Annotated in this window: 28 protein-coding genes and 2 pseudogenes; 23 read left to right on the top strand and 7 right to left on the bottom strand. The window is 38.6% G+C overall.

Annotated features, from left to right (window positions below; all coding sequences use genetic code 11):
* The first annotated feature begins 1,724 nt into the window (after positions 1-1,724).
* The 6 genes from IPI15_RS16755 (at position 1,725) to IPI15_RS16735 (ending at position 4,947) form a co-directional block, all read left to right on the top strand.
* Complete coding sequence (locus IPI15_RS16755; protein ID WP_287421414.1) at positions 1,725-1,949, top strand: P-loop NTPase family protein; 225 nt, start codon at positions 1,725-1,727, stop codon at positions 1,947-1,949.
* A gap of 215 nt (positions 1,950-2,164) precedes the next feature.
* Entirely contained in the window at positions 2,165-2,356 is a 192-nt protein-coding gene (locus IPI15_RS16750; RefSeq protein WP_287421412.1) for a hypothetical protein, read from the top strand.
* A gap of 1,063 nt (positions 2,357-3,419) precedes the next feature.
* Positions 3,420-3,767, top strand: coding sequence for a hypothetical protein (locus IPI15_RS16745; RefSeq protein WP_287421410.1), 348 nt, complete (start codon positions 3,420-3,422; stop codon positions 3,765-3,767).
* Between the two features lie 221 nt (positions 3,768-3,988).
* Positions 3,989-4,276, top strand: a complete 288-nt coding sequence (locus IPI15_RS16740) for a DUF58 domain-containing protein (protein ID WP_287421408.1) — start codon at positions 3,989-3,991, stop codon at positions 4,274-4,276.
* The gene (locus IPI15_RS20175) at positions 4,248-4,379 is read left to right on the top strand and encodes a DUF58 domain-containing protein (protein WP_502711656.1); all 132 of its coding nucleotides are present in this window, start codon (positions 4,248-4,250) and stop codon (positions 4,377-4,379) included. The genes IPI15_RS16740 and IPI15_RS20175 overlap by 29 nt, the downstream gene beginning before the upstream one ends.
* Before the next feature lie 403 nt (positions 4,380-4,782).
* A complete protein-coding gene (locus IPI15_RS16735) occupies positions 4,783-4,947 on the top strand; it encodes a hypothetical protein (protein ID WP_287421406.1) in 165 nt (54 codons plus the stop codon).
* Between the two features lie 306 nt (positions 4,948-5,253).
* Here the strand turns inward: IPI15_RS16735 and IPI15_RS16730 are convergent, their stop codons facing one another.
* On the bottom strand, positions 5,254-5,388 hold the full coding sequence (locus IPI15_RS16730; RefSeq protein WP_287421404.1) for a hypothetical protein: 135 nt from the start codon (positions 5,386-5,388) through the stop codon (positions 5,254-5,256).
* A 352-nt stretch (positions 5,389-5,740) separates the two neighbouring features.
* Here IPI15_RS16730 and IPI15_RS16725 point away from each other — a divergent pair, with 352 nt between their 5' ends.
* Together IPI15_RS16725 and IPI15_RS16720 are read left to right on the top strand one after the other, a co-directional pair.
* A complete protein-coding gene (locus IPI15_RS16725; protein WP_287421402.1) occupies positions 5,741-6,232 on the top strand; it encodes a VWA domain-containing protein in 492 nt (163 codons plus the stop codon).
* Positions 6,233-6,273: 41 nt separating this feature from the next.
* Positions 6,274-6,504, top strand: a complete 231-nt coding sequence (locus IPI15_RS16720) for a hypothetical protein (RefSeq protein ID WP_287421400.1) — start codon at positions 6,274-6,276, stop codon at positions 6,502-6,504.
* On the opposite strand, the gene IPI15_RS16715 is transcribed toward IPI15_RS16720, so the two are convergent.
* A complete protein-coding gene (locus IPI15_RS16715) occupies positions 6,485-6,745 on the bottom strand; it encodes a hypothetical protein (protein WP_287421398.1) in 261 nt (86 codons plus the stop codon). The genes IPI15_RS16720 and IPI15_RS16715 overlap by 20 nt on opposite strands.
* Positions 6,746-6,832: 87 nt before the next feature.
* Between IPI15_RS16715 and IPI15_RS16710 the strand changes: the two genes are divergently transcribed.
* The 11 genes and pseudogenes from IPI15_RS16710 to IPI15_RS16655 all read left to right on the top strand — a co-directional run bounded on the left by IPI15_RS16710 (position 6,833) and on the right by IPI15_RS16655 (position 13,692).
* A complete protein-coding gene (locus IPI15_RS16710) occupies positions 6,833-7,138 on the top strand; it encodes a VWA domain-containing protein (RefSeq protein ID WP_287421396.1) in 306 nt (101 codons plus the stop codon).
* 96 nt (positions 7,139-7,234) lie between these two features.
* Positions 7,235-7,564: a hypothetical protein gene (locus IPI15_RS16705; protein ID WP_287421393.1), complete on the top strand. Its 330-nt coding sequence runs from the start codon at positions 7,235-7,237 to the stop codon at positions 7,562-7,564.
* Positions 7,565-7,591: 27 nt separating this feature from the next.
* The gene (locus IPI15_RS16700) at positions 7,592-8,230 is read left to right on the top strand and encodes a tetratricopeptide repeat protein (RefSeq protein WP_353845324.1); all 639 of its coding nucleotides are present in this window, start codon (positions 7,592-7,594) and stop codon (positions 8,228-8,230) included.
* Positions 8,231-8,842: 612 nt separating this feature from the next.
* Positions 8,843-9,811, top strand: a pseudogene (locus IPI15_RS19965) (polyprenyl synthetase family protein).
* 27 nt (positions 9,812-9,838) lie between these two features.
* A complete protein-coding gene (locus tag IPI15_RS16680; RefSeq protein WP_287421385.1) occupies positions 9,839-10,354 on the top strand; it encodes a hypothetical protein in 516 nt (171 codons plus the stop codon).
* 83 nt (positions 10,355-10,437) lie between these two features.
* A complete protein-coding gene (locus IPI15_RS16675; RefSeq protein WP_287421382.1) occupies positions 10,438-10,920 on the top strand; it encodes a hypothetical protein in 483 nt (160 codons plus the stop codon).
* Positions 10,895-11,362: a hypothetical protein gene (locus IPI15_RS16670; RefSeq protein ID WP_287421379.1), complete on the top strand. Its 468-nt coding sequence runs from the start codon at positions 10,895-10,897 to the stop codon at positions 11,360-11,362. Before IPI15_RS16675 ends, IPI15_RS16670 begins: the two co-directional genes overlap by 26 nt.
* 61 nt (positions 11,363-11,423) lie before the next feature.
* Positions 11,424-11,579, top strand: a pseudogene (locus tag IPI15_RS19960) (T9SS type B sorting domain-containing protein); the annotation flags it as partial.
* Between the two features lie 167 nt (positions 11,580-11,746).
* A complete protein-coding gene (locus IPI15_RS16665; protein WP_287421377.1) occupies positions 11,747-12,022 on the top strand; it encodes a hypothetical protein in 276 nt (91 codons plus the stop codon).
* Between the two features lie 265 nt (positions 12,023-12,287).
* Positions 12,288-12,566, top strand: coding sequence for a hypothetical protein (locus IPI15_RS16660; protein WP_287421375.1), 279 nt, complete (start codon positions 12,288-12,290; stop codon positions 12,564-12,566).
* Positions 12,487-13,692 (top strand): T9SS type B sorting domain-containing protein, encoded by a 1,206-nt coding sequence (locus tag IPI15_RS16655; RefSeq protein ID WP_287421373.1) that lies wholly within the window; start codon positions 12,487-12,489, stop codon positions 13,690-13,692. The genes IPI15_RS16660 and IPI15_RS16655 overlap by 80 nt, the downstream gene beginning before the upstream one ends.
* Here IPI15_RS16655 and IPI15_RS16650 read toward each other — a convergent pair whose 3' ends face one another.
* Genes IPI15_RS16650 through IPI15_RS16640 form a run of 3 tightly spaced genes read right to left on the bottom strand, consistent with a single transcriptional unit; the run spans position 13,693 to position 16,063 of the window.
* A complete protein-coding gene (locus tag IPI15_RS16650) occupies positions 13,693-14,385 on the bottom strand; it encodes a ComF family protein (protein WP_287421371.1) in 693 nt (230 codons plus the stop codon).
* A 36-nt stretch (positions 14,386-14,421) separates the two neighbouring features.
* Positions 14,422-15,360, bottom strand: coding sequence for a hypothetical protein (locus tag IPI15_RS16645; protein ID WP_287404882.1), 939 nt, complete (start codon positions 15,358-15,360; stop codon positions 14,422-14,424).
* 28 nt (positions 15,361-15,388) lie between these two features.
* Entirely contained in the window at positions 15,389-16,063 is a 675-nt protein-coding gene (locus tag IPI15_RS16640) for a DUF6962 family protein (protein WP_287404880.1), read from the bottom strand.
* A gap of 157 nt (positions 16,064-16,220) precedes the next feature.
* Here IPI15_RS16640 and IPI15_RS16635 point away from each other — a divergent pair, with 157 nt between their 5' ends.
* The 4 genes from IPI15_RS16635 to IPI15_RS16620 all read left to right on the top strand — a co-directional run bounded on the left by IPI15_RS16635 (position 16,221) and on the right by IPI15_RS16620 (position 20,095).
* Positions 16,221-16,979: an XRE family transcriptional regulator gene (locus IPI15_RS16635; RefSeq protein ID WP_287421368.1), complete on the top strand. Its 759-nt coding sequence runs from the start codon at positions 16,221-16,223 to the stop codon at positions 16,977-16,979.
* Positions 16,980-17,162: 183 nt separating this feature from the next.
* The gene (locus IPI15_RS16630) at positions 17,163-17,486 is read left to right on the top strand and encodes an HU family DNA-binding protein (protein WP_502711655.1); all 324 of its coding nucleotides are present in this window, start codon (positions 17,163-17,165) and stop codon (positions 17,484-17,486) included.
* A 1-nt stretch (position 17,487) separates the two neighbouring features.
* Entirely contained in the window at positions 17,488-18,297 is an 810-nt protein-coding gene (locus tag IPI15_RS16625; protein WP_287421365.1) for a tetratricopeptide repeat protein, read from the top strand.
* Positions 18,298-18,547: 250 nt separating this feature from the next.
* Entirely contained in the window at positions 18,548-20,095 is a 1,548-nt protein-coding gene (locus IPI15_RS16620) for an Rne/Rng family ribonuclease (protein WP_287404874.1), read from the top strand.
* A gap of 311 nt (positions 20,096-20,406) precedes the next feature.
* Here IPI15_RS16620 and IPI15_RS16615 read toward each other — a convergent pair whose 3' ends face one another.
* Together IPI15_RS16615 and IPI15_RS16610 are read right to left on the bottom strand one after the other, a co-directional pair.
* Positions 20,407-20,733, bottom strand: coding sequence for a hypothetical protein (locus IPI15_RS16615; RefSeq protein ID WP_287421362.1), 327 nt, complete (start codon positions 20,731-20,733; stop codon positions 20,407-20,409).
* Positions 20,734-21,762: 1,029 nt separating this feature from the next.
* Positions 21,763-24,210: a DEAD/DEAH box helicase gene (locus IPI15_RS16610; RefSeq protein ID WP_287421359.1), complete on the bottom strand. Its 2,448-nt coding sequence runs from the start codon at positions 24,208-24,210 to the stop codon at positions 21,763-21,765.
* Positions 24,211-24,269: the final 59 nt, after the last annotated feature.

Below are 24,269 nucleotides of genomic sequence, written 5' to 3'. Positions count from 1 at the left end.
TCTAAGCAATAATTTATTCAATCAAACGAAAACATCCGACGACGCAAATATCAGCATACATTGTTATTTGAATTGAAATATGATGGTGAAGATGCGTCGGATGGCGTAAACAAAATTAAGCTGCGGAGCACCGTCGGATGGCTCCAAGACCTCTGATGTTTTGGTAGCATAGAAGTAAAATTTAGCAAACCCATTGCTACCATTATCTTCATCGTAATATTGCAATATTACATTTAACCCATAATGCACCTAAATTCATTCAACTTTTAAGCAGTAGTTTACTGAATCAAACGAAAACATCCGACGACGAAATATCAGCATACATTGTTATTTGAATTGAGAAATATGATGGTGAGATGGTCGGATGGCGTAAAACAAGGCTGCGGCACCGTCGGATGGCTCCAGACTCTAACCAGTGTTTTGTAGCCGAGAAGTAAAATTTATGAAATCCATTGCTACCATTATCTTCATCGTAATATTGCAATAACATACATTTAACCCATAATGTGCCTAAATTCATTCACTTTCTAAGCAGTAGTTTACTTAATCAAACGAGAACATCCATCGACGCCAAATATCAGCAATATTTATTGTTTTTGAATTGGAGAATATGGTGGTAAAGATCCGTCGGATGGCGTCAAACAAATTAAGCTGCGGAGCACCGTCGGATGGCTCAAGACATCTGATGTTTTTGGTAGTTAGGAGAAGTAAATTTATGGGAAATCCATTGCTACCATTATCTTCATCGTAATATTACAATAATACATTTAACCCATAATGTGCCTAAATTCATTTTCAACTTTCTAAGCAGTAGTTTACTGAATCAAACGAACATCCACGACGCCAAATATCAGCAATACATTTGTTAGTTGAATTGGAGAACATGGTAAGACTCAGTCTGAGGCAACAAATTGTTTTGGGGCACCGTCGGAAGGCTCCAAGACCTCTGATGTTTTGGTGGCCTAAAGTAAAATTTAGAAATCCATTGCTACCATTAGTCTTCATCGTAATTTTGCAATATTACATTTAACCCATAATGCACCCTAAATTCATTCAACTTTTTAACTAGTAGTTTACTGAATCAAACGAAAACAAATTGCTGTGGAGCGCCTGATGGCCCCAAGTTTCATTCAAGGTCGGTCCTCTGCTTCTAAGCCCGACGTTGTCGTTACAATCGTCAACTCTACCAAATCCTTCAGTTATTAGGACTTCAGCGGGCACGCATTAATTAGAAAGTTTATAAGACTTTATGTTTAATAGGGCTAAAAGTAAGTCATTTGTTTGCATTTTATTTATGAGTTTTAATTCTGAGATTCAAGGCAAATCAAACAACAGATAATCGTACTTTTGTATATTTAAATTTGGTTTACTACCTTTTGATAAATTATTAAAAAAAGCTTCAATGCAACATACTGTTAGAAGCATTAAATGACCGTGTTGCTGGTAGCGAATTTATTGCCAGACTTACCAAGTCCACCTCGCCTAGTGTAACAGTGGGTCAGGACTAAGAGGTAGCTAATTGGATTGTTAACAAAGGTCATGTCCTGTTAGAAGATCAGTTGGAAACTGCCAAAACACTTGCCATCAAGACACTGCAAATTCGACATGGCAAATTTTCAAAGAACACTTACTCCGGATCTTTTTGCCCAGACATTAGGGACAATGATATGCTGTAACCCGCCCAGAATCGTTCTTCGGTAAAAAAGGCCAATATCTGCCAATTTGTGCTTGCAGATGAACAAATCGTGCTTCCCGCCAAAGTACAAGTGCGCTCCAGCCGAAGCAATGGAGAGCGACAAGTGACCATCGGAGAGGAAACATCTTGCTTCCAGGAGCCATTCCCTTGTCATGGCACTGTGAATCCGATAGATCAGGTGATTTTATCCACCGCCATGGGAAGCACAGTTGGATCGATTTATGCTAAAGGTGACCATCGATTATCCAACTAAAACAGAAGAACAAACCATCGTCCAGCGACATGGATTCTTCTATCGATATGCTGCGTGGTTTCAGGCGACGACTGGAAGAGATTCTCCATGCACGTGAATTATTGAAAAGCCGGGCGATATCCAGATTCCACTCCGGAAAGTTAGTTCTTATTATCAATGTATTCGCCAAGAGGAGATGTATCAGGTGCTAAGCTGGCCTTCCCAAATTACAGCCATTGATCCACTATGGCGGGTCACCGCGGGCAAGTACTAATCTTGCTCTGGCTGCCAAAGCTATGGCATTCATTCGGAGAAGAGTTTATGTCATCCCTGATGACATCAGGGCATTGCCTTGGATGTATTGTGTCACAGAATCGGCATCACTTATGAGGCAGAGGCAGAGGGTATCACCAGAGAATCAATCGTGACGAGTATCCTCAAGGCGATCAAGGTCCCTCAGTCATTCTTCGATTTAACTTTATCACAATTCGTGCTTATGCGTTTTTTCTTCTTTTGTTATTATTTTTTATGCGCTGACATACCTTACAACTTTGTGAATACAACCTGTAAAAGACAAGGAAGGAGAAGGTAGGATGTACAATATTTACCTTGGAGGAAGAATAGACAAGATTCATGCCATATGCATATTTTTGTGCAGAAATGAAATAAGCTGAAAGGAGGTTACCAATGGTGAGTTCTAAAAATTAATGGACGTAGAGGTTTTCTAAAGGGCGCATCTCCATTCTTTGGCGGAATATTCTGCTAACCAAAAGGTAATGGGTATGATCAAAGGCTATCTTAGGAGACAGTAGCTATGTGTGGCTGACATAATTCACGCTGAAGGTATCTATAACGGTACGATCACCGCAAGTTTGCAAAAATCAAAACATTATGTAAGAAACCAATTAATCCGGATTTTGCCAAAATTATTTTATATAAATCTGCTGAAAATCCTGACTAGCAATGCTAATTTCCTATCCGAACGACTACGCTTTCAGGGGCATAATTTATGACCAGAAGCAACATAAGACTTTTTATTTTTCAGGGCGCAACCCTGAGAAAAAGAAAACAACATAAAAGATAACCACTCTTAACAAATTCGGTTACCACCGGAAAAATTACTTGCAGCCTGGAGAATGACCACCAACTCCCTAATCTACCCTTACCGGTATAAGCAACAAAATGAAACCTACAATCACAATTCCATTAGATTTTATTAAAAACTAATAGCAGAAGTGCTGCGAGATTCATTTCCGTTTACCGGAAACAAAAGCTGATCTTTAGTATAGAAATGAAAGTCAGTGAGATAAGCCATCAATTTGATTCTATTTACAATTTGGAATCTGTAAAAGATATGGAGGATGAACCAGCTTGGAAGATCTACCAATATGATTGCATGGTTTTAACTTTTCTATTCGTATCCAAAAAATGCTTTCGCGGACATTTTATTGAAGCATTACAGTTTATTGAATCCAATCTAAAGTTATTAGTTTGCGTAATTACAATTATGCATGGAATAGAACTATCAATCTCGAGGAGTTAATCCGCATAAAAAGCAGGACAGGATGCGAGAATAACAAAGTAATAGTGGACGAAAAGGTCAGGGCAGTGTCGATACATCTTCAGAAACATAAGGCGAACCAGCTGTCGCCTACAGTGGCGTTTTACTTACATCTAACTATGATAGATTATAAGATAGACAACAATATCAGATTTCATCGAAGATTAAAGGGTTGGGGTGGAAATGGTGGAAAGCAAATTATTGGATATTCAAAAGTCAGCAGATCTAAATCTTGGAAGTTATTAAGCTACTTCAGAAGGTCCGTAAGATCGAACTAAAGTCAAGGGATCTTCCAATCACTTGTTTTCTGGAGATGATGAGTATTTTCAAAGGTCGCGGAATAATCCTTTTCTGAAGTACGAGAATATCAATATAGTGATGATGTAAGATTTATAGACTGGAGATATTACAGCCAGAACCGGAGTGCCCTTTGTTAAGATCTATGAAGAGGAAAGAGAACTCACGGTTAAGTGGTGGTGGATGAGCAATTCTTCTTTCTTTGGATCAAAAAAGAGCTGTTAAAAAAGTGAGTTTAATTACAGAATTAAGTGCAGTACTCGCTTTTTCAGCGGTACAGAACAATGATAAAGTCAGACTGATTCTATTTTCAGACAAAATGAGAGAATACATTGCCCCTTCCAAAGGACGGAATCAGACATTGCGCATCAGAGAGATTGGTCGGATCACAAACCAAAGAGTGCAGACAAGTATTAATACTGCAGTTCAGTTTCTAAATAATGTAGTCAAGAAGAGAATGTATATGTTTCTTAATTTCAGATTTTCTTGATGGAAATTATGAACAATCTCTTCGTATTGCCGGCAGAAAAAATGACCTGATAGCTATACATATCGAAGATCCTGTCGAAAGATCTTACCACATGCCGGAGTGATAAAGGCTATAGATCCGGAGACAGGCATCTCTCATTGGGTGGATACTGAGGATGAAGTATTCCGAAAAAATATCCGAATTTTACATTTCGAAAGTAAATAAACGGAACAAGTATTGGGAGAAAGCAAGGTTGACCTGATCCGAATATCTACAGATGAAGACTACGTCAAAGCATTGTTGAAATTCTTTAAATCAAGATGATGCTTATAAATAAACTGCGCTTTTGCTGGATTTTCGCTTGTTTTAATCATCTGAGGATCGACTGAAGCTTTTAACAGATCCAGATGGAAAATTACTGCTGATACCAATAGAATGATCGTCGGTGATCAGCAAAAGTTGATTTTTACTATCACTTGTGACCCGAAATTAGTATCATTAAGCTGGACTTAGACAGCATCACAGCAGTGGAAGGTTTCGAATTGAGTGAAGAACAAAACTGGGTTGAAAATACGACACCGATGTCTAAGATCCTGACCAAGGACATCACCTTTACAGCATTTAACTTGGTGAATATAACTTTCCTGAAGTTACTTACCATTATTCTTACAAAGCAACAAGAAATCCTGTAAGTCCAAGTCTTGGAAACTAACTGTATTTCCGCTCAACACTAGTGAGGAGGACATCGCACCTAATAAAGATATTATAGTAGAAGTGTATTTTCTAGACAAATACAGCTTGGTAATTATAGGATTAGAGTCCTTGCTATAATCTAGTAATGCAACCCTATTTCATCAGGAAAGCTCAATAATAAGCATAATCTTAGTTTTTAAATAAACCGAAAGTCGATCCTGCACTGACAGCAAAAACAGCTTTAGAGAAATTAAGAACCGGAGATCTATGTGAAAAGTGATGATCATAAGCCTTTCCAAACTGCATTATCCGGGATACTCCGTAGATATCTTGCAGATGCTCACAGCATTCGTGCCATGAATATCACCAGCCATGAGATCGTCCAACGCATGGGTCGTGCTCGTATGCCTGAATCCGTGATCGATTGGCCAATAAGGCATTGAATATAGCCGATCTGGTCAAATTTGCAAATGCTCAAAGCCGCAATGAGATCAACTATTCGTTCATTGGAGGGTAGAAAACCTGGTGGATGAAGCAGAGCTTTTCCAAAGCCTAAAAGATAAATCCGACTTGTGATGGGGAGATCTGGTTCAGTGGTTTTAAACAGGCGTGGTACTATATTACTGCCACTCCTTTGGTATCTGATTTATTTCTTTCAGACCAGAAAAGCAAAGCCTTCAGGGATTTATTTGCCTACACTTTTTCAGTATTAAAAAACACATAATATTAAGACCAGGTTGATCCCACTATTACCTGGCTTAAGTACATCGCCCTATCTCTTTTCTAATTGCGTTGGCACGACCGCAAAAGATCAATAAAGAAGAGGTGATCAATTCCAGTGGAATCGATATTTCTATGGTGATCGACCTTTCCAGCTCTATGCTGGCTAGAGACTTTAAACCTAACAGACTTGAGCTGACTAAACAATTGGCGCAGGAATTCGTCAAGGAACGCCCAAATGACAGAATAAGCATCTCAATATTTGGCGGGACTGCACTGGGACAATGTCCACTAACTTCTGACCATAGGATGGTCCTGGACATACTGCAATCACTTGAACAAGGAGTCCTTGATGATGGTACTGCTATCGGTATGGGACTTGCATCTGGTGTCAATATGCTTAAGGACAGTAAAGCACGCAGTAAGGTCATCATTTTGTTGACTGATGGTGAAAATAATGCAGGTTATATAGATCCACTCACTGCAGCGAAACTGGCAGAAGGCTATGGCATCAAGGTTTATGTGATCGGTGTCGGAACAGAAGGTCAGGCGAAACGCCGCTAAGCAGGACACCGTCAGGTCAGATCATATATGTATATCAACCTGTGACGATAGATGAGCCGCTGATGACAGAGATCGCCAATCTTACAAATGGGCAGTATTTCCGTGCTACTGATGAAAGTTCACTGCAAAAGATTTATAATCGGATTAATACACTTGAAAAAACAAAAATTGAAAAGACCGTCCTTAAGAAAGGCGTTGACTATTTCAGAATATTTGTTGTGACAGGTCTTCTGCTGATCTTATTAAATCCTACTAAAAAAACACCTGGTTGAGAACTCCGGTCCTTATAGAATAAAATGATCCTTTGGTGAGTATAATGAACATAACGGTAGAAAATCCATATGCATTGTTACTATTGCTGACAGTGCCTATACTTGCTATCATGATGACATCATGGAGGAAAGGACGGATTATTTTGTCAGAAAAATAGTCAACAAGACAATTTTTTGACAAAATTTCTGTGCGCAAATCTGATAGGTTTGGTTTGCGGAGAGCTATCACTTTATTCGCCATCACATTCATCATTTTGGCATCTCAAATCCACAACTACCGGTGCAAAGCAATTAGTAAACAAAGAATCTTCTGATATCTTTATTGCCTTTGACATTTCCCGAAAGTATGCTTTCACAGGATATTGCCCCTGACAGAATTACTAAGGCTAAACTTTTTGCAGTAAAGCTGGTCGAATCCATGCGGTCAGAACGCATAGGATTGATCGTCTTTGCCGGGGCAGCTTATGTATACATGCCGCTGACCAATGACTATAATGCTGCGATAGATTTTATTAATGGACTTAGCACGGAAATGGCGAGCTATCAGGGCACAGCTATAGGTGATGCGATTGAAGTAGCAGAAAAGGCCTTTACTCAAGAAGCTAATAGAGCAGGGATTGATAATCATATCTGATGGAGAGGACCACGATTCGGATGCCGAAAAGCTGCAGAAAGGCTTCACAGGGGGGGATGGTCATTACTACCCTTGGAGTAGGAACCGAACGGGAGGATGATACCTGACAACTCAACTGGTGGAGCCAATTATAAGTTGGATGACCAAGGCAATCCTATCCGTAGTAAGTTAGATGCCTCGGCTTTGAAAAAAATCGCTACCAAAGCACAAGGATCTTATTACAATATTGGTGATAATACGGAATCACTCAAAGGTGTTCTCGACATGGTTTCTAAGCTAGACAAAGGAGAATATCAATCAATAGATACGGCGAATAACTTTAGTTTGTACCCGTTTTTTCTCTGGCCTGCAGCCATCTTTACTAATGATAGAGTTGCTAATGGGTATGGGTTTATTGATCACAAAAAGCAAACACATGAAGTGTAGATTAATAAATGATCGGACAATAACTTCATTAATCTTGATGATGGGATTCTTCATTGTAGAGATGCAAGGCCAATCTGTGCGTTCCTTAATGAAAGAAGGTGCAATAATGCTTATAAAGCCCAAAATTTTGCGGAAGCTCAGTCGGAATATAATAAGGCAAATGCACTAAAACCGACATTCAATGGACTGTTCAATGAGGCAAATGCCTTATTTCAACAGAATAAATATAAGGAGGCCTCAGAACTGAATATGGCTGCGCTTGGGCAAGCAAAGACCAACAAAGAAAAGGCAATAGCCAGTTATAACCTGGGTAATAGTTTCTACAAAAGCCAGGAGTATAACAAGGCCATAGATGCTTATAAACAATCTCTCCGGCTAGACCCTTCAGATTTAGATGCTAAGAAAAATCTGACCAAGGCTATTGAAAAAAAGAAACAGCAGAGTCAGCAAGACCAGAAGCAACAGCAAGAGCAAAAGGACAAAAAAGACGATAAGCAAAGCCAGGCTGATCAAAAAGAAAATCAAAAAAACGATAGTGGCGATCCTTCCCAACAGGATTCTGATCAAGAGCCAAAATCGCAAGAGGATCAAAAATCACAAAAAGATCAGGCAGGCAAACCCAAAAGCTTAACTCGCCAGGAAGCTGAAAATATGCTCGCATCATGAAACAGGAAGAGCAGAAGACCAGAGCTAAACTCATGAAGCAGCAACGTCCGGAGGAAAGGAACAGTGGAAAAGATTGGTGATTTTGGTAATTGAAAAATGAGGATTGAAAATTGAAAATGAGATTTGGCAGGACTTCAGAATCCAATCTGCAGGCGATCATTTTTATAACTATTGATGTTGGATGATTAGCGATTGAGATAGTTTTTAACTTGTGAAATGGACAGTATTTAGGTAGCCACCTACGGGGCTAGTTTTCATAATATGATGCGCTCTTTACAAACAGGTAGGACCTACGGCCCATAACGTTGTTAATAAGGGCTTACTTTTATTAATTTCTTGTATTTCATTATCAATGATGATTCTTTGCCCCTTTAGGGGTTTTCTGTTTGTAACGATGGTGTAATGGGTTACATGCCCACTAAGGGGGCTACCTGTTACATTCCACAAACTGGCATCAGAAAGCTCATTACCAATTACTAGTAATCTCCATCATCCATCAAAATCAAGCACTTCCGCCCATTTTAACATATTACCTATTACTCATTACCCATTACTTATAACAACCTTTATTCTTCATAAAATATTCCCTACATTTGCAGCTACTCAAGCAAGATGTCGAAACAATTAGATCAGATAAAGCAACCTGTAAAAGAAGAGCTGGAGCGCTTCGAAAAGCATTTCCGCAAGGCTATGAAAAGCAATGTTGCCCTGTTGGACAAGATCATGTTTTATATCGTCCAGCGGAAGGGTAAGCAAATGCGCCCTATCTTTGTATTTCTCAGTGCCAAAGCAGCCGGAGGCACCACGAGGCCACTTACAATGCATCACTGGTAGAATTGCTCCATACGGCCACTTTGGTGCATGATGATGTCGTAGATGAAAGCCTAGAGCGCAGAGGGGTTCTTCAGTATTAATGCACTTTGGAAGAATAAGATCGCCGTTCTTGTCGGAGATTATCTCTTGTCACAGGGTCTGCTGTTGGCCGTAAATAATAACGAATTTTCATTGCTGAGGATTTTGTCCCGGGCGGTAAAAGAAATGAGTGAAGGTGAGCTCATGCAGATCGAAAAAGCACGTAAACTTGACATTCAGGAAGCGGTTTATTTTGATATAATCAGACAGAAAACAGCTTCTTTAATAGCTGCTGCCTGTGAAGCAGGTGCCGTATCGGCCGGTGTCAGCCCGGAAGTTTCTGAACAATTCAGAGTTTTCGGAGAGAAGGTTGGTATTGCCTTCCAGATCAAAGATGACTTGTTCGATTATGGCACACAGGATGTTGGAAAACCGCTGGGTATAGATATTAAAGAGAAAAAGATGACGTTGCCGCTTATCTATGCCTTACAAAACACTGATCGCCCTACTAAAAAGCACATAATTAATTTGATCAAAACCACAGTAAGGATCAGAAAAGCGTGAAGGAGGTGATAAGTTTCGTTCACGCCAGCGGCGGTCTTCAATATGCTGAATCTCGTAGATGGACTATTGCAGGAAGCTATTGAACTACTTAAAACGTTAGCAGATAATGACGCCAGTAAATCACTCGTTGAGCTGATCGATTATGTGACTAATAGGGAGAATTGATAAGATATTTATTATCTTTACAATTACTTGAAGAGCAATAGATTACATACATTCATTATTAATAAATTTAGAAATTACAATTGGAAGTACCTATTAGTATCTCTGATTCTTTGTAGCTCCTCTTTTGTATATGGTCAAAGTAAATTGATTCTTACTACCGGAGTTGATAAAGGTTGGACAATCACTAAGAAGAATCAGCCCTATCCTACCAATCCACTACCACCTAATACTGACTGGCTCATCAATAAAACTCCAGATTTACTAAATGATCAATGGACGGACAAAGTAGTTCTTGCCAATATTACACTTGACCAAATCATTCCCGTTCAGAATGTGGGTAATAAAGCTAAGCCCATTTGGATAGCTGAAAATCTCTGCAACTACCTGTACGATGCCCCAGCAAAGCAAGTACCTATAATTTCAGAAAGACATTCTATCTTTCAGATTGCATTGACATCAAATCGGCAATTTTACTATTTACCACGGACAATATTTGTAGATTCTATATCAATGGAAAGCAAATTGAAAGGTCCGGCGGTTTGATAGATTTCCCAGGCAGTATTAGTCAGTGTCAGCAGATATGCGGTGTGTATAGCTCTGTCTATGTTGAAAATCCACCTGCTTTTATGTTTAACAGTCAGGGTGTCAACATTCTTGAAATAGCCGATGTCAAGGACTACCTGCAAACAGGCATGAATGTCATAGCAATTGAAAATCTTAATACCGGTGGATGTGAAACCAACTATGCATGGGTGTGTGCCAACATGGAGATCCAATACACCGGAAGTCTTATTACTACGCAAATAGATAATCTTGTTCATCAAGATTGCAGTCATGATGGTAGTTTTGAAGTAGTGCCTACCGGTGGTATAGGTCCCTACATCTTTAGACTTGGGAGTATTAGTCAGAATAATGGAAAATATAAAGATCTTTCGGCAGGAGATTATTACGTCGTAGTAGAAGACGCCACAGGATGTGAGGAAAAAGTCGCAGTGACCGTCCAAAATTGGAAGGTATTGCCGGAACTGGTGGTTGAGGATATTGACATAAGCACAGATTGTTTTGACGACCGCTTCCATCACTTTGAATCCCAAGGACAAAGGTTATGACATTCAGTATTCAATTGATGATGGGCCCTATTTAGATCAATCTTTGTTCACAGATCTTTTGCCGGGAGTCCACAAAGTAATTGGCATAAATGAGTTTGGTTGTAATACAAAGCCATATGAATTTGAGATCTTTTTTGACGAGGGAAAAATCGTCAAAAATGAAGTGATTAATCTTTGTCATGGTGAACAAATTCTGTTATTTGGTAAATTGTATGATCGATCTCAAATTATATCAGATACCACAGAAATGGCGGGAAGTCGTTGTGATACAATACACCGTATCGACCTGAGAATAGCTGAATTGAAAGAAAAGGAACTTTCTTACGAGATCTGTCCTGGTGATACCATTGATTTAAACGGGACGATTTGTGCGGAGTCGGGTAATTATTCACGCATATCATCGATAAGTTTGGATGCGACAGCACGATCTATATCAGAATAGATGAAAAGGATGAAAAACTATGTGCTGCGTCAGGATGTGACTTTTTTATTCCCAACGTTTTTCACCAAATGATGATGGAATAAATGATGTATTTAAAGCAGATGCTTACTATATCAAAGTAGGTCAACTTTCAATATTTAACAGATGGGGTGCTATGATCTTTGATTCAAATGGTCGGAGTTCAGTTGGGATGGCTCTGTTAATGGGCAAGTGGTAATGCCCGGTGCATATGTCTATATCCTTAAAGGCGTGTGTGTCAATGGGATTCCATTTCTGAAATCCGGAAGTGTGACTGTGATGAGATAATTATTTACGAAAAAATTTATTATAAATTATATTTGCAAAGAAGTAGTTCTTAAATTCAAATTACCAACTTAAAGAATAATGCCAGTTTATAAATTTCTAAAAAGCCTTCTTTTATTATTCTTTTTATTGAGCAAAAATCTTGCTTTTACCCAAAGTAAGTTGATTCAAACAACAGGACTCAACAAAAACTGGGCTATTACAAAAGTCAAGCAACCATATCCAACGAATCCCAAACCTTCAAATACAGACTGGTTGGTTAATAAATCTACTGGGCTATTAAATTCGGATTGGACGTTTGATGTAAAAAAGGTGCCTTGGCGGAACTCAAACTTTTATTGTTGGTCAAATTGGTAATAGTGCAATCCCTATATGGATCACAGAAAACCTCTGCAACTACTTTGAACCTATTAATGAGCCAAGCACTTACAATTTTAGAAACACCTTCTCTCTGGATAATTGCATAAATATAACAAGTACGACGATAAGATATGCTACTGATAATTCTTGTAGAATTTATATCAATGGAAATCAGGTAGTATCTCAAAGTGGCTTTTATGATTATGAAGGTTCTACTATTGATTGTGATCAGGTTTGTGGCAAATCAGGTATTTATTCTGCTGTGAATCCTCCCGCAACTAAATTTAATAGCAGGGGATTTAATGTGGTAGAAGTCGCTGACATAGCATCCTTTTTGGAGCAGGGTGTTAATGTCATAGCCATTGAAAACCTTAACTCAGGAGGATGTGGTGTTAATTTTGGTTGGATATGTACCAATCTTGAAATAGAATATAGTACTACTGATTTGAAATTGCTGGTAAATGAAGTATTCAATTCTACTTGTGAGAAAAAAGGCAGCTTTACAGTATTTGCCTCTGGTGGCACCGCTCCATATATATGAATTTAATGGAATTTCGCAGGCCAATGGTATATTTAACGACATTGATCCTGGCCTCCACAACGTAGTCGTAAAAGACAAAATGGGTTGCGAGCAGAATGTGGAAATTCTAATTGAAGATAAAGGCACTGCGCCATTGTTGGTGGTAGATGAGTTGGATAATCTCAAGGAATGTGGTGATGAAAGCACATTCGTAAAGATGTCCGTATCGAATGGGGGGAATGGCGTGAAGTTTTCATTAGACAATGGAGTATTTACAACAAATAATTTCTTCGATAATTTAAATAATGGTCCCCATTCAATAATTGCGATTGATGAAGACGGATGCGAATCAATCCCCTTTAACTTCGAAGTAACAGGGAGTTCCGAGTTTATCCTAAAGTATATAAATGAAAGAATATGTTTTGGAGAATCCATTGAAATCATGGGGACAAATTATTCTACATCAGGAGTATATCTTGACACAATACCTTCAAATGGACCATGTGATACTCTAATTAAGATTGACATCAATGTAAGATCATTGATTACCGCCCAGATTAATGCTGAGGTCTGCTATGGTGATTCGATTAGGATAGGTAATAAGGTGTATAATTCATCATTTAATGATAATCAAATACTTACTTCCAGCGCTGGTTGTGATAGTATTTTGAATATTTCTGTCAGGATGTTGGATGTTAAGGAAAGCTTTGTTGAAACCGAAGTATGTGCCGGAGAGTCAGTGAAAATTGGTCAGGAAAATTATACAAATGACGGTACATACTCCCAGGTAATTCTTTCTGATTCAGGATGTGACAGTACATTGACGATCCGTATTTCGATGAAGGATGAAGAATTGTGTGAAAATGGAGTATGCGGCAGATATTACATTCCGAATGTCTTCACGCCAAATGGAGATCAGATTAATGACTATTTTGAGGTGGAAAGGAAAAATGTCACAATCAGCCAGATGTATATATTTAATCGATGGGGAGCGGTATTATTTTCTTCTAATGAACCAAATCCTAAATGGGATGGAAGATTCAAAGATCAAGATGCTGCTACTGGAGTTTATGTTTATATGGTTAGAGGTTTTTGTAATAATCATGTACCATTTTTCAAATATGGCGATGTGATACTCATAAGGTAATTACCAACTATCAGTCACCGCCAAGGTAAGGATAGAGATCAAGCAATGCGGATTGGATAATCTAAGAGCATCATAACATGTTTCTATCGTCGCTCCTGTCGTTAAAATGTCATCAATGATTAATAGGTGCTTATGTCTAATAACATTCTTAGATGCAACAATCGTACCTTCCTGATTTTTCAACCTGTCTATTCGTCCAAAATGAGTTTGTGTTTCAATATTTGATGATCTTTCAAGCACATGAACCAAAGGTAATTCCAGTTTATCCGCCACAACCTTAGCTATTATAGCACTTTGATTATAACCACGTTTTGATAATTTTATTTTGTGGATTGGAACATAGCAAACGCCGTCTAATTTCAGGTCGACCGGGAGAATTTTCATAAACTTTTCAGTTGCAAATTCAGCCATTTTTTGGGCAACATCGGGCCTGTTGCCATATTTGATTTTATAAAAAACATTTTTAACAGGCGCATCTTTTTTGAAATATAGCGGGGCGTAAGCGGCTTTAAGCCCTCCTATAGACACCAGTCTATCTACCATTTCATTTTTCAATACTGATGGATAGGATGTAAATACTGTTTCTGTAAGACATTTGGCACAAAAAAGGTTTTTCTCATCATTGATCGAAGCCCCACAAGAGACACAACTAACAGGAAATAGGATCTCAAGAATATATTTTAGAAACTTCATATTGGTGATTTTAGGTTTCCAAAGATAAAAAACTTTTCATCCATTCAGATAGCTAAGTCCCTTTTTCAGGATTAATTTCCACCAATTTCTCTTTACAAGTTTCTGCACAATTAATGGATCAAGTTGATTATTTTCATCCTGTATATAAGCTATACATTCTTTAAGTTGAGATGTTACAGTGACAGGATTGTTCAAATCGAAATTTAAATTTGCAGTAAAGTTTTTTAAAAAATCCTCTTCCAGGTATTTCCCCATATCAATACCATTTAATGTGCCGAACTTAAGTAATTGATTGTCAATATCATCACCATATAAAAAAAAGGGTATACCCATTTCCAGCGCATAGAAGGAATAAGAACCAGTATGATTGCTGGTGATATATTGAAAGGAAGAAATATGGTCGTAAAGCCTATCAACAAAGCCTGCATCGCCAACATATCCATTAGTTATTACAGTGAAGCCTGCATCCGTAAATGTCTGGTGGTGGCCTTGTAGAATGTCATAATAATAAAGACAAATCGTAACTGGTTGAAATTCATCAGGAAGTTTTTTTAAATCCTCCGCATACTTTGAATACCCTTCACTAAAATCAAACTGGCTTGAGGAATGAGAGGGAAAAGCTAAAGTGCCCTTTCTATCAAGCTTTGGAACAATATTTTTAAACCTCCTGTACTTCGGGTATAATGGCCCGATGGCATAAGCTTGGTTTTCAGTCTGTTTTTCAAATTCATTAACTCTATGAGAATTGTCAAGGAAAATTAATTCATTTTTACTTGATTTTAATCTTTCAAAGAATAATGAAAACTGAAAGTTGACGCCATGTTCCAGAAGACAGCATTGTGCAACTGGAATGTAAAAAGGAATTTTATATACCAATCTGAAAATACGATCCATTCCATAAAGCGTGCTAAGTCTTGGCTTTTTCTTCTGCTCCTTCTTCAGCCTTTCCACATATTCCTGATCTACTACCAGCATACTTTTATTATTATTGAAGAGATAGTGATCATGTTAACTTAGCTGCTGACATCCCCTTAAATCCTTTCATCAACACCACCATCGATATCATCATGATAATATGAGCCACGTCATTGTGATTGAATTCCGGTGAAATACCGAGCTTAAAGATATACACAAATAACACAAGAACTCCAATTCCTATGCCCCACATATAATTCTTGCTCCCACGATTCTGTGTTTTTCTGAAGATCTTCATTTCTAAATATAATCCTATTACAGAGATACATACAGCAGTGTAAATCGTAACAACCAGGAAATTCATGTAAAAGTAAGTTAGTACCATAAAAACGATCAATAACAGCATTAATATTTGCTCTGTAATCTTGATTGTTGTTGGCTTTATATCCTGCCAAAGCTCATTTGCTAAAGCATGTCTAAAGGCAGCGATACTGGCATAATAAGCTCCTCCTAATGCTATAAGCCATCCCGGAAATGAATAACTTAGACCAAAATAATATTTAAAACCATGACTAAATATACCTCCCAACAGCGCAGCAATACCGGTAAATAATAGAAACAAGCTATATTTTTTGACAAAGTCATACCGACCGGCGGGTGAACGCATGACTGAGATAGCGCAATAAGTGCAGATGATAAAAAGTGCAATATTGGTCGCAACTGTTGCAGGTTGGTCTAATTTAACCCCAAATAATTCAATCATATATTCACATTTAAACTTTGCAATCTTACTAAAATTAAACGATTTTGTAAAAATATTTAAGCCCATTCAATCCAATTACGCATTTTCCGTCTATAAATGCCGTGTTATTTGTCATTTGGATAATTTTACATAACTTTGTAAAATAACTTTATACCAAATGTTCCATCTAAACTTGAAATATCTCCGTCATAGACGCCAACTTTCACAGCAATTACTTGCTGAGGAACTTGGAATTCCACGCACGACTTATTCAGAATATGAAAAAGGGAACACAGAGCCAAACCTGCGTCTTCTGACCCGGATGTCTGAATTGTTTACCATTTCTTTAGATCAATTGATCAGAGAGGATGTTAGTTTGGAGCGTTTGGAAGTATTTAAAGACAACAACTTAAGGATTCTAGCCATGACGATGGATGGAAATGGCCATAACAATATTGAACTAGTAGAAACCAAGGCTGAGGCTGGCTACATGAACGGCATGTCAGATCCTGAGTATATCTCTGATCTCCCTAAGATCTCTTTTCCTTCTATGAAGAGTGGCCGCTACAGAGCATTTGAAATACGTGGTGATTCAATGTTACCACTAGAATCAGGATCCATCGTCATTTGTAAATATGTAGAAAAGCTGACAGAGATAAAAAGTGGGAAGACATACATCGTCATCACACACAAAGATGGCGTCGTATATAAGAGATTACAAACATTAAAGGACGAAGCCCGCATAATCGCAATATCTGATAATGAACTATTTACGCCATATTCCATTGAATATGCGGACATTCAGGAATTGTGGTCTTATCATGCACATATTGGATTCAATGATGTCAAAAACACACAAGATAATCTGCTGGAAGACAAAATAAATGACATCCAAAGGAAGGTTTCTGAACTTCACAAGGCAAAAATCGGCAATTGACAAAAAAATGTTTTCACCCCAAAACTTGCCTTAGAGGTTGGTGGTAATTGGGTATTAGAAAGTTCCTACTCAATGAATTTCAATTATTTATGAAAAAAAACAGTCAGAAATTTTTTAAAATGATAAAAAATACGAAATTTGCCACGCTTTTAGAGAAGCATCATTTTTATTTCATAACTTATTATAAACCAACGTCTAATGAGAAAAGCTGACTTAGTTGCAACAATTGCAGAAAAAACAGGAGTTCCGAAAGTAGATGTACTTGTCTCGATCGAACACTTTTTTACTGAAATTAAAAACTCTTTGTCTAGTGGAGAGAATGTTTATGTTCGTGGTTTCGGATCATTTATTATCAAGAAAAGAGCGAAAAAAATAGGCCGTCACATTAAGAAGAATGAGGCGATAGAAATACCTGAGCATTTCATTCCTGCTTTCAAGCCGGCTAAAACTTTTACTGATCAAGTTAAGAATAAGGTACTAGTAGCGCCTGTAGTAGAGGAGGATTAGTATGTCGAAAGGTTCTTTTTCCAATATTAAATACCAAAAATGGATAGCACTTGCATCTGCGGCTTTACTATTCTGTATTATTTATTTTGGATTTAGTCTGACAGACAAAAATAAAAAGTCAAAGCTTGATAAGGAAAGAGCTTTGATCACAGAAGTTACAGGACCGGAAACGCTGGTCAAAGAAGCTAGAGCTTCTGCTTCGAAAGACACGCTGGAACTTGTTGGAAGATTGGAACATCTTACTGAAGGAACAGATACTGCGCTTATCGTTGAGAATCTAAAGAGATTATCAGGGGTTTGGTATAGTCAAAAAAGATACGGAATGGCGGGTTATTATGCCCAACAAGTGGCTACTATTGAGGGAAGCGCTCAGGCATGGTCTATAGCTGGTACCACTTATGGTGTCGGAGTTAGAGCTTTGCCGGAGGGGAAAGAGAGGGAATTCTGCGTTGGAAGAGCTGTAAAAGCTTTCGAAAATGCTATCTCGCTCGACCCAAAAGAAACAAACCACCGTGTCAATCTAGCAACCATATATGCGGAATCGCCACCAAAGGATAATCCGATGAAGGGCATAATGATGCTATTGGATATGAGCAAAAGCGAACCAGAGAATATCACAGTGATGAATACTTTGGGTGAACTGGCTATCAAAACAGGTCAATGGGATAAGGCGATCACCAGATTGGAAAAGTCTTATCAATTAGATCCAAAAAATAGAGAGACACCTTGCCTGCTTAGCATGGCTTATGAAGGTGCCGGTCAACATGAAAAAGCACATGAGATTGCAAAACTTTGTAATCAAAAAGGCTAATTCAGAGAGCATTAAATAATATTATTAACAAAAAAAAATACGAGTATGCCTTGCGGTAAAAAACGTAAAAGACACAAGATTGCAACCCACAAGAGGAAAAAAAGATTGAGAAAAAACCGTCATAAGAAAAAGAACCGGTAGGTAAATAATTTTATGCAGCGCTTAATGTTAGTCGTTACAATATCATAACTGTTATTGTTGAGATGTATACACATTAAGCGCTGTTTTATTCTTTTAAAACAATCAGACTGTGAATAAAGAGCTGATTATTAATTCTTTGCCTTCTGAAGTTGAAATAGCCTTAGTTGAAAACAATAAACTTGTTGAAATTCATAGGCAAAAGACGAGTAATTCTTTTAATGTTGGGGATATATACCTTGCCAGAGTAAATAAACTGATGGCGGGACTCAATGCTGCATTTCTGGATATAGGGAGCAGAAAAGATGCATTTTTGCATTACACTGACCTTGGACCCAAACTTCCTTCTGTTATAGAATATACCAAAGAGATCACTAATAAGTCTCCTGGTTACTCCATTCATACCATGGATCTTACTAAAGAGATCCACAAGAATGGCAAGATACAGGACGTCATGGACAAAAGGACCATGATGCTGGTGCAGATCCTCAAGGAACCTATCTCTACGAAAGGTCCAAGATTAAGTTGTGAGATCACTATACCGGGTAGATATCTTGTTTTAACCCCTTTCTCAAATGCTGTTACAATCTCCAAAAAGATCGTCAATGTTGATGAAAGGAAAAGACTTCAATTACTGATTGAAAGTATCAAACCTAAAAATTTTGGCATCATTGCCAGAACTGCCGCAGAAGGGAGAAAGGTTGCTGACCTCCACGATGAGATCAATGGCCTAGCGCAGAAATGGAATGACATGGAAGAAAGTCTGAAGGAAGCCAATGGCCCTCAGAAAATCCTAAGTGAAGCAGACAAGACCACGTCTCTTATAAGAGATTTCCTTACTAATGACTATCAGCACATTGTAGTCAATGACAAGGAAATTTATAATAATGTCAAGACTTTCATGACTGCAATCGCACCCGATAAAGTTAAGATCGTAGAGCATTACACCGGCAAGGCAGCCATTTTTGAACACTACGGCATCAATAAGCAGATTAAAGCTTCGTTTGGGAAGACAGCCACCATGAACAGTGGTGCATATCTTGTCATAGAGCATACTGAGGCCATGCATGTCATAGATGTCAATAGTGGTCCCAAGATGTCCAAGTCAGAGATGAATAATACCTCACTGACTGTCAACATGGAAGCAGCTGAAGAAATCTCCAGACAATTAAGACTTAGAGACATCGGCGGACTGATCATAATCGACTTTATCGACATGAAAAGCCTGGATCACAAAAAAGTGTTGAACAGTCGCATGATCGAACTCATGGAGAAAGATCGTGCTCAGCATACAATATTACCATTGAGTAAGTTTGGTCTCATGCAAATCACGAGAGAGCGTGTAAGACAAGTAGTCACGATCAATACAGATGAAACTTGCCCCACATGTAATGGAAGTGGCAAGGTTCAGCCTACGATTCTGCTTACGGACGAGATAGAGAGAGATCTGGTATATCTTTTGGCAAACAAATCGATCTCTAAGGTGCATTTGACAGTCCATCCTTATGTGCATGCCTTCCTCACCAAAGGACTTCCAAGCATTAAGATGAGATGGTATATGAAACACAAAAAATGGGTCACTATTAGGCAAGATTCCAATTTTGCTTTGACAGAGTATCGTTTTTACGATACTGCAGAGGACGAGATCAGGTTTACTTGATTTGAACCTGAATAAGAATAATTGATCCCGGTTTTTGCTATGGCAGAAATCGGGATTTTTTTATTATAATAATAGAAATTGCCAATACAGCGAATAATTTATCCGAATCGGAATCCTTTATTTAACAACATTAAATAATTCGATTTTCATTGAATTATTTAAATGGTTTTATTTGATGGGCTCAACCATCGAAGTATCCCCGCCGTCGTTGCACTTTGTCGGGCAAGCTTCTGACTTCTAATTTCTAATTTCTACCTTAGATTGAGTAATAACATGTCTTTTGGAATATATTTATACCGCCGAAACTTTAGTTAATTAAGGTCTGCTTTCCATATCAAAAAGATTGCATTTTCTGTACTGGACATAGATTCAATATAAGCCTCAAAATTAAATCCATCCCATTTAGATACACGTTCATATATAACATCATATGAATTATTGCCTTGAGGTATCCTGCAATAGGTATCTATGCCGATCAATACTAACCAGACATCAGGTCGGTATGGACCTTCATCTGTAGTCTGTATATGAATTTCAGTTATATTGTCCCATAGTACTGTTTTGTCATTTTCCTGAGGATGGGTGACCTTGATGAAATCATTTGTAATTTCTATTGTGTATAAGTCTTCAGGATACATGTTGCATTTGTTGTAGGATGTGATTATTTAATTAACCAAATTGTAATGTATAGAAACGCATCGATTGACATTTTGACCGAATAATTTTGATCAAATAAGTACCTTTGTTCAGTATAAAACTATTCACTCCAGCCTTTAAATTAACTTTATTTAGCGCTTAACAAGAAACTCACCCTATATTTTTAATATTTTTCAAGGTATTTTTTTCAAAACTCACTATGGCACAGGCTGGCGCCAGTTTGAAAATGGTGACAATGCCTTAAGTTGATATTAAATTTTTCCTAAAATCAAAAGCTTCGATGCTTCGCAATTTTTAGCCTGGTCATTGAAAATATTTATGATATTAAGTCTTCGCAAGGTCAACAGTCACAGACTGGTACCAGCGTGGGTACTCAGGCGGCGGAATTATTGCTTTCTATTCTGGAAACTAAAAAAACGATATCGTATCAGACGATCACGCTTAAGAATGAGTTGACGGTAAGGTGAGAGGGGGATTACTATTTCTATCATCGCAGAAGTACATTTGCATTCTCTGAATAAATACTTTTTATTAGAAGACTCCCCCTTGGCCCCCTCAAGAGGGGGAAATCGTTGTGGCATCATACTTTTAGCCCATAGGGTAGTTCTGTATAACTTGATAATTATGATTTATTGAAAAACTATCAAAAAGAAAATCAAATATGAGGCTAACCGGATTTCCCCCTTTCAAGGCTTGCCCGACTGAAGAGGCGGGGGCCAAGGGGGAGCTATTTTATTCAGCGCTGACCACAGCAGAAAACTGTTGTGGCATCATACTTTTGTAACGTAGGGTTATTTGTAATAGATTGATAATTCTGATTGGTGTACAACTTTCAAATTTATTAGTAAAAATCAGTGCCATCGGTGTAATCAAACCAATCCCCGCCTTTATCAGCAGGCAAGCGTGATTCAGACAAATATCCCACAAAAAAAAAGAGTTAAGAAAAATGAGCTTTAAACTCATTCTTTTTAACTCTTCATATTTTAAAAGAATATAGCTAAAAGCTTTTTTTATTCCTTCTTCTTAGCTCTGCTTACCTTTGGCTTGGCTTCTGCTGCAGGAGCATCCGCTTTCTTAGCACGTGTTACTTTAGGTTTCACTTCAGGTGCGGCTTCAACTTTTTTAGCACGAACTGCTTTTGGTTTAACTTCTGCCGGAGCGTCAGCTTTTTTTGCACGTGGTTTTGGAGCCGGAGCTGCAGGAGCCTCTTCCTTCTTAGCTCTTGTCACCTTTGGCTTCACCTCAGGTGCAACATCCGCTTTTTTAGCGCGAACAGCTTTTGGCTTTTCCTCTACAGCAATCTCCCGTTTTGGAGCAGCTTTTTTGAAATCTTCTCTTTTAGGTTCGTCTTTCGTAAAAGCAGAATAAAATCCTTCTTTTTTACCAGACTCTTCGTTGCCAAATTTCTTCTTGCTTCCAAAGTCCTTGCCTCCTTTATCTTTACGTTTGCCATTAGACTCAATGCCCAAGCCTACCAAGATGTCTTCCAAAGATGGTTCCTTGTCTGAAGATGCCGGTTTTTTCTTTTCAGAGAATCCGTCATCTTTTTTGAAGTCACGGCCTTTGTCACCAAATTTTGGACGGTCATCGCCGAACTTTTTAGGGCGATCATCACCAAACTTTGGACGATCGGAACCATATCTTGGTTTATCATCGCCAAATCTTGGCTTGTCGCTTCCATATTTTCTATCTCCCCCTGCAGGTCGATCGAATGATCTTCTTTCGCCACCCGGCTTGTTGTCTCTATCAAATACTCTTCTCTCGCCGCCCGGTCTGCTGTCAGATCTCTCAGACCTTCCTGCAAAACCTCTGTCACCTCCTCTATCTCTGTCACCTCCTCTATCTCTGTCACCTCCTCTATCTCTATCACCCCCCCTGTCAGATCCACCTCCGAAACTTCTTTCAGAACCGCCGCTATATCTGCGTTCTCCACCTGATGGTCTGTCATCACGTCTTCCTCCTGAACGTCTATCATCACGTCCACCACCTTCATATCCACCTCTGCCACGATCTCGACCTCCGCCATCACCGCGTCCGCCTCTATCACCCCTGTCACCCCTATCACCCCTATCACCTCTATCACCACGGTCACGGTCTCTACCTCCGCCACCTTCTCCTCTATTATATGGATTGTTGCCGCCTGAAGGCTTCATCCAATCATGTTTGGATGGTGGCATCAACTTAACCATCAGGGCTGCGAGCACCTGAGTTTCTGAAGCACCTTCCGGGATTAGATCTTTAGCTATATCAATATAAAATTTCTCCTGGTTAGCTTCTATAATTGCTATCACCTGTCTTTTTAGTTTTTCAACTTCAAGTTTTGCAACGTCTTTTGCTTCCGGCAACTTGTACTTTTCAACGCGCACCTTAGCAAAATCTTCTATCTGTCTTAAAAGTCTTTTATCACGTGCACCTGCCACAAAGCTGTAAGCCTTACCTTCTTTACCTGCACGACCTGTGCGACCTACACGATGCACATAATATTCAGGGTCAAATGAAATATCGTAATTACATACAAGATCTACATTCGGTACATCTATACCTCTTGCTGCAACATCTGTAGCGACAAGTACTTTGAATTCTCCTTTGCGGAATTTATTCAAAATTCTATTTCTTTTCTCTTGACTCAGATCACCATGAAGTACATCATTTTTAATCTGATTTTCTGCCAATTCATTTGACAATTCATCCACCTTCGCTTTCGTATTACAGAACACAATGGCCTGCGAATAATCATCCTGACTCAATAGAAAGATCAGGGCTTTCAACCTGGACTTCATATCAGTATCAATGAAAAATTGCTCTACATTAATGGCAGTAAGTTGAGCCGGTGTTACCTTGATCAGCTGAGGGTTTTTCTGATAGATATGTGTGATGTCCATGATTGCTTTCGGCATTGTAGCTGAAAACAGGATCGTCTGCCTCTCTTCTGGTACCGAGGTCAATATGTGTTCAAGGTCCTCACGGAATCCCATGTTTAACATTTCATCCGCCTCATCCAAAGCCAACATTTCCAATTGGTCCAGTTGTAAAGTACCTCGTCCGATATGATCCATAACCCTACCAGGAGTACCTACTACTATGTCTACGCCTGCCCTCAATGCTCTGATCTGCGGTGTGATCGGATCACCACCATAGATGGCAAAGACAGTAACATTTTTAGTGTAATGGGCAAGTTTTTTTAATTCGTTTGTGACCTGAATACAAAGTTCGCGTGTAGGACAGAGGACAAGTCCTTTGGTATAGCGTCCGTCTTTGGATATATTCTGGATCATCGGTATACCGAACGCAGCAGTCTTTCCTGTACCTGTCTGTGCCTGACCTATTATGTCGACACCTGTCAATGCTACAGGAATGGCTTTTGCCTGAATGGGAGATGGTATAGTGTAATCTATTGCTACTAATGCTTTGAGAAGACCCTCATCAAGGTTCAATTCTGCAAATGTGGTTATTTCCATGTAAAAGTTGTTGATAAAAAGGCAGTAAGGATATTCGAAAAAATAAGGGTTCCTATTCC

This window comes from Candidatus Brachybacter algidus (assembly GCF_016707225.1).
GTDB classification, from domain to species: domain Bacteria; phylum Bacteroidota; class Bacteroidia; order Chitinophagales; family Saprospiraceae; genus Parvibacillus; species Parvibacillus algidus.
Note: the sequence above shows the minus strand (reverse complement) of the source record. Positions and strands in the feature narration are given on the sequence as shown.

What these genes read in the sequence shown, in the direction of transcription:
- IPI15_RS16730 (WP_287421404.1), bottom strand. Translation starts at nt 5,388, where the DNA reads ATGCCTTATTGGCCAATCGATCACGGATTCAGGCATACGAGCACGACC.
- IPI15_RS16715 (WP_287421398.1), bottom strand. Translation starts at nt 6,745, where the DNA reads ATGGCGAATAAAGTGATAGCTCTCCGCAAACCAAACCTATCAGATTTG.
- IPI15_RS16705 (WP_287421393.1), top strand. Translation starts at nt 7,235, where the DNA reads ATGATACCTGACAACTCAACTGGTGGAGCCAATTATAAGTTGGATGAC.
- IPI15_RS16675 (WP_287421382.1), top strand. Translation starts at nt 10,438, where the DNA reads ATGTTTAACAGTCAGGGTGTCAACATTCTTGAAATAGCCGATGTCAAG.
- IPI15_RS16665 (WP_287421377.1), top strand. Translation starts at nt 11,747, where the DNA reads ATGCCAGTTTATAAATTTCTAAAAAGCCTTCTTTTATTATTCTTTTTA.
- IPI15_RS16655 (WP_287421373.1), top strand. Translation starts at nt 12,487, where the DNA reads ATGAAGTATTCAATTCTACTTGTGAGAAAAAAGGCAGCTTTACAGTAT.
- IPI15_RS16650 (WP_287421371.1), bottom strand. Translation starts at nt 14,385, where the DNA reads ATGAAGTTTCTAAAATATATTCTTGAGATCCTATTTCCTGTTAGTTGT.
- IPI15_RS16645 (WP_287404882.1), bottom strand. Translation starts at nt 15,360, where the DNA reads ATGCTGGTAGTAGATCAGGAATATGTGGAAAGGCTGAAGAAGGAGCAG.
- IPI15_RS16640 (WP_287404880.1), bottom strand. Translation starts at nt 16,063, where the DNA reads ATGATTGAATTATTTGGGGTTAAATTAGACCAACCTGCAACAGTTGCG.
- IPI15_RS16635 (WP_287421368.1), top strand. Translation starts at nt 16,221, where the DNA reads ATGTTCCATCTAAACTTGAAATATCTCCGTCATAGACGCCAACTTTCA.
- IPI15_RS16625 (WP_287421365.1), top strand. Translation starts at nt 17,488, where the DNA reads ATGTCGAAAGGTTCTTTTTCCAATATTAAATACCAAAAATGGATAGCA.
- IPI15_RS16615 (WP_287421362.1), bottom strand. Translation starts at nt 20,733, where the DNA reads ATGTATCCTGAAGACTTATACACAATAGAAATTACAAATGATTTCATC.
- IPI15_RS16610 (WP_287421359.1), bottom strand. Translation starts at nt 24,210, where the DNA reads ATGGAAATAACCACATTTGCAGAATTGAACCTTGATGAGGGTCTTCTC.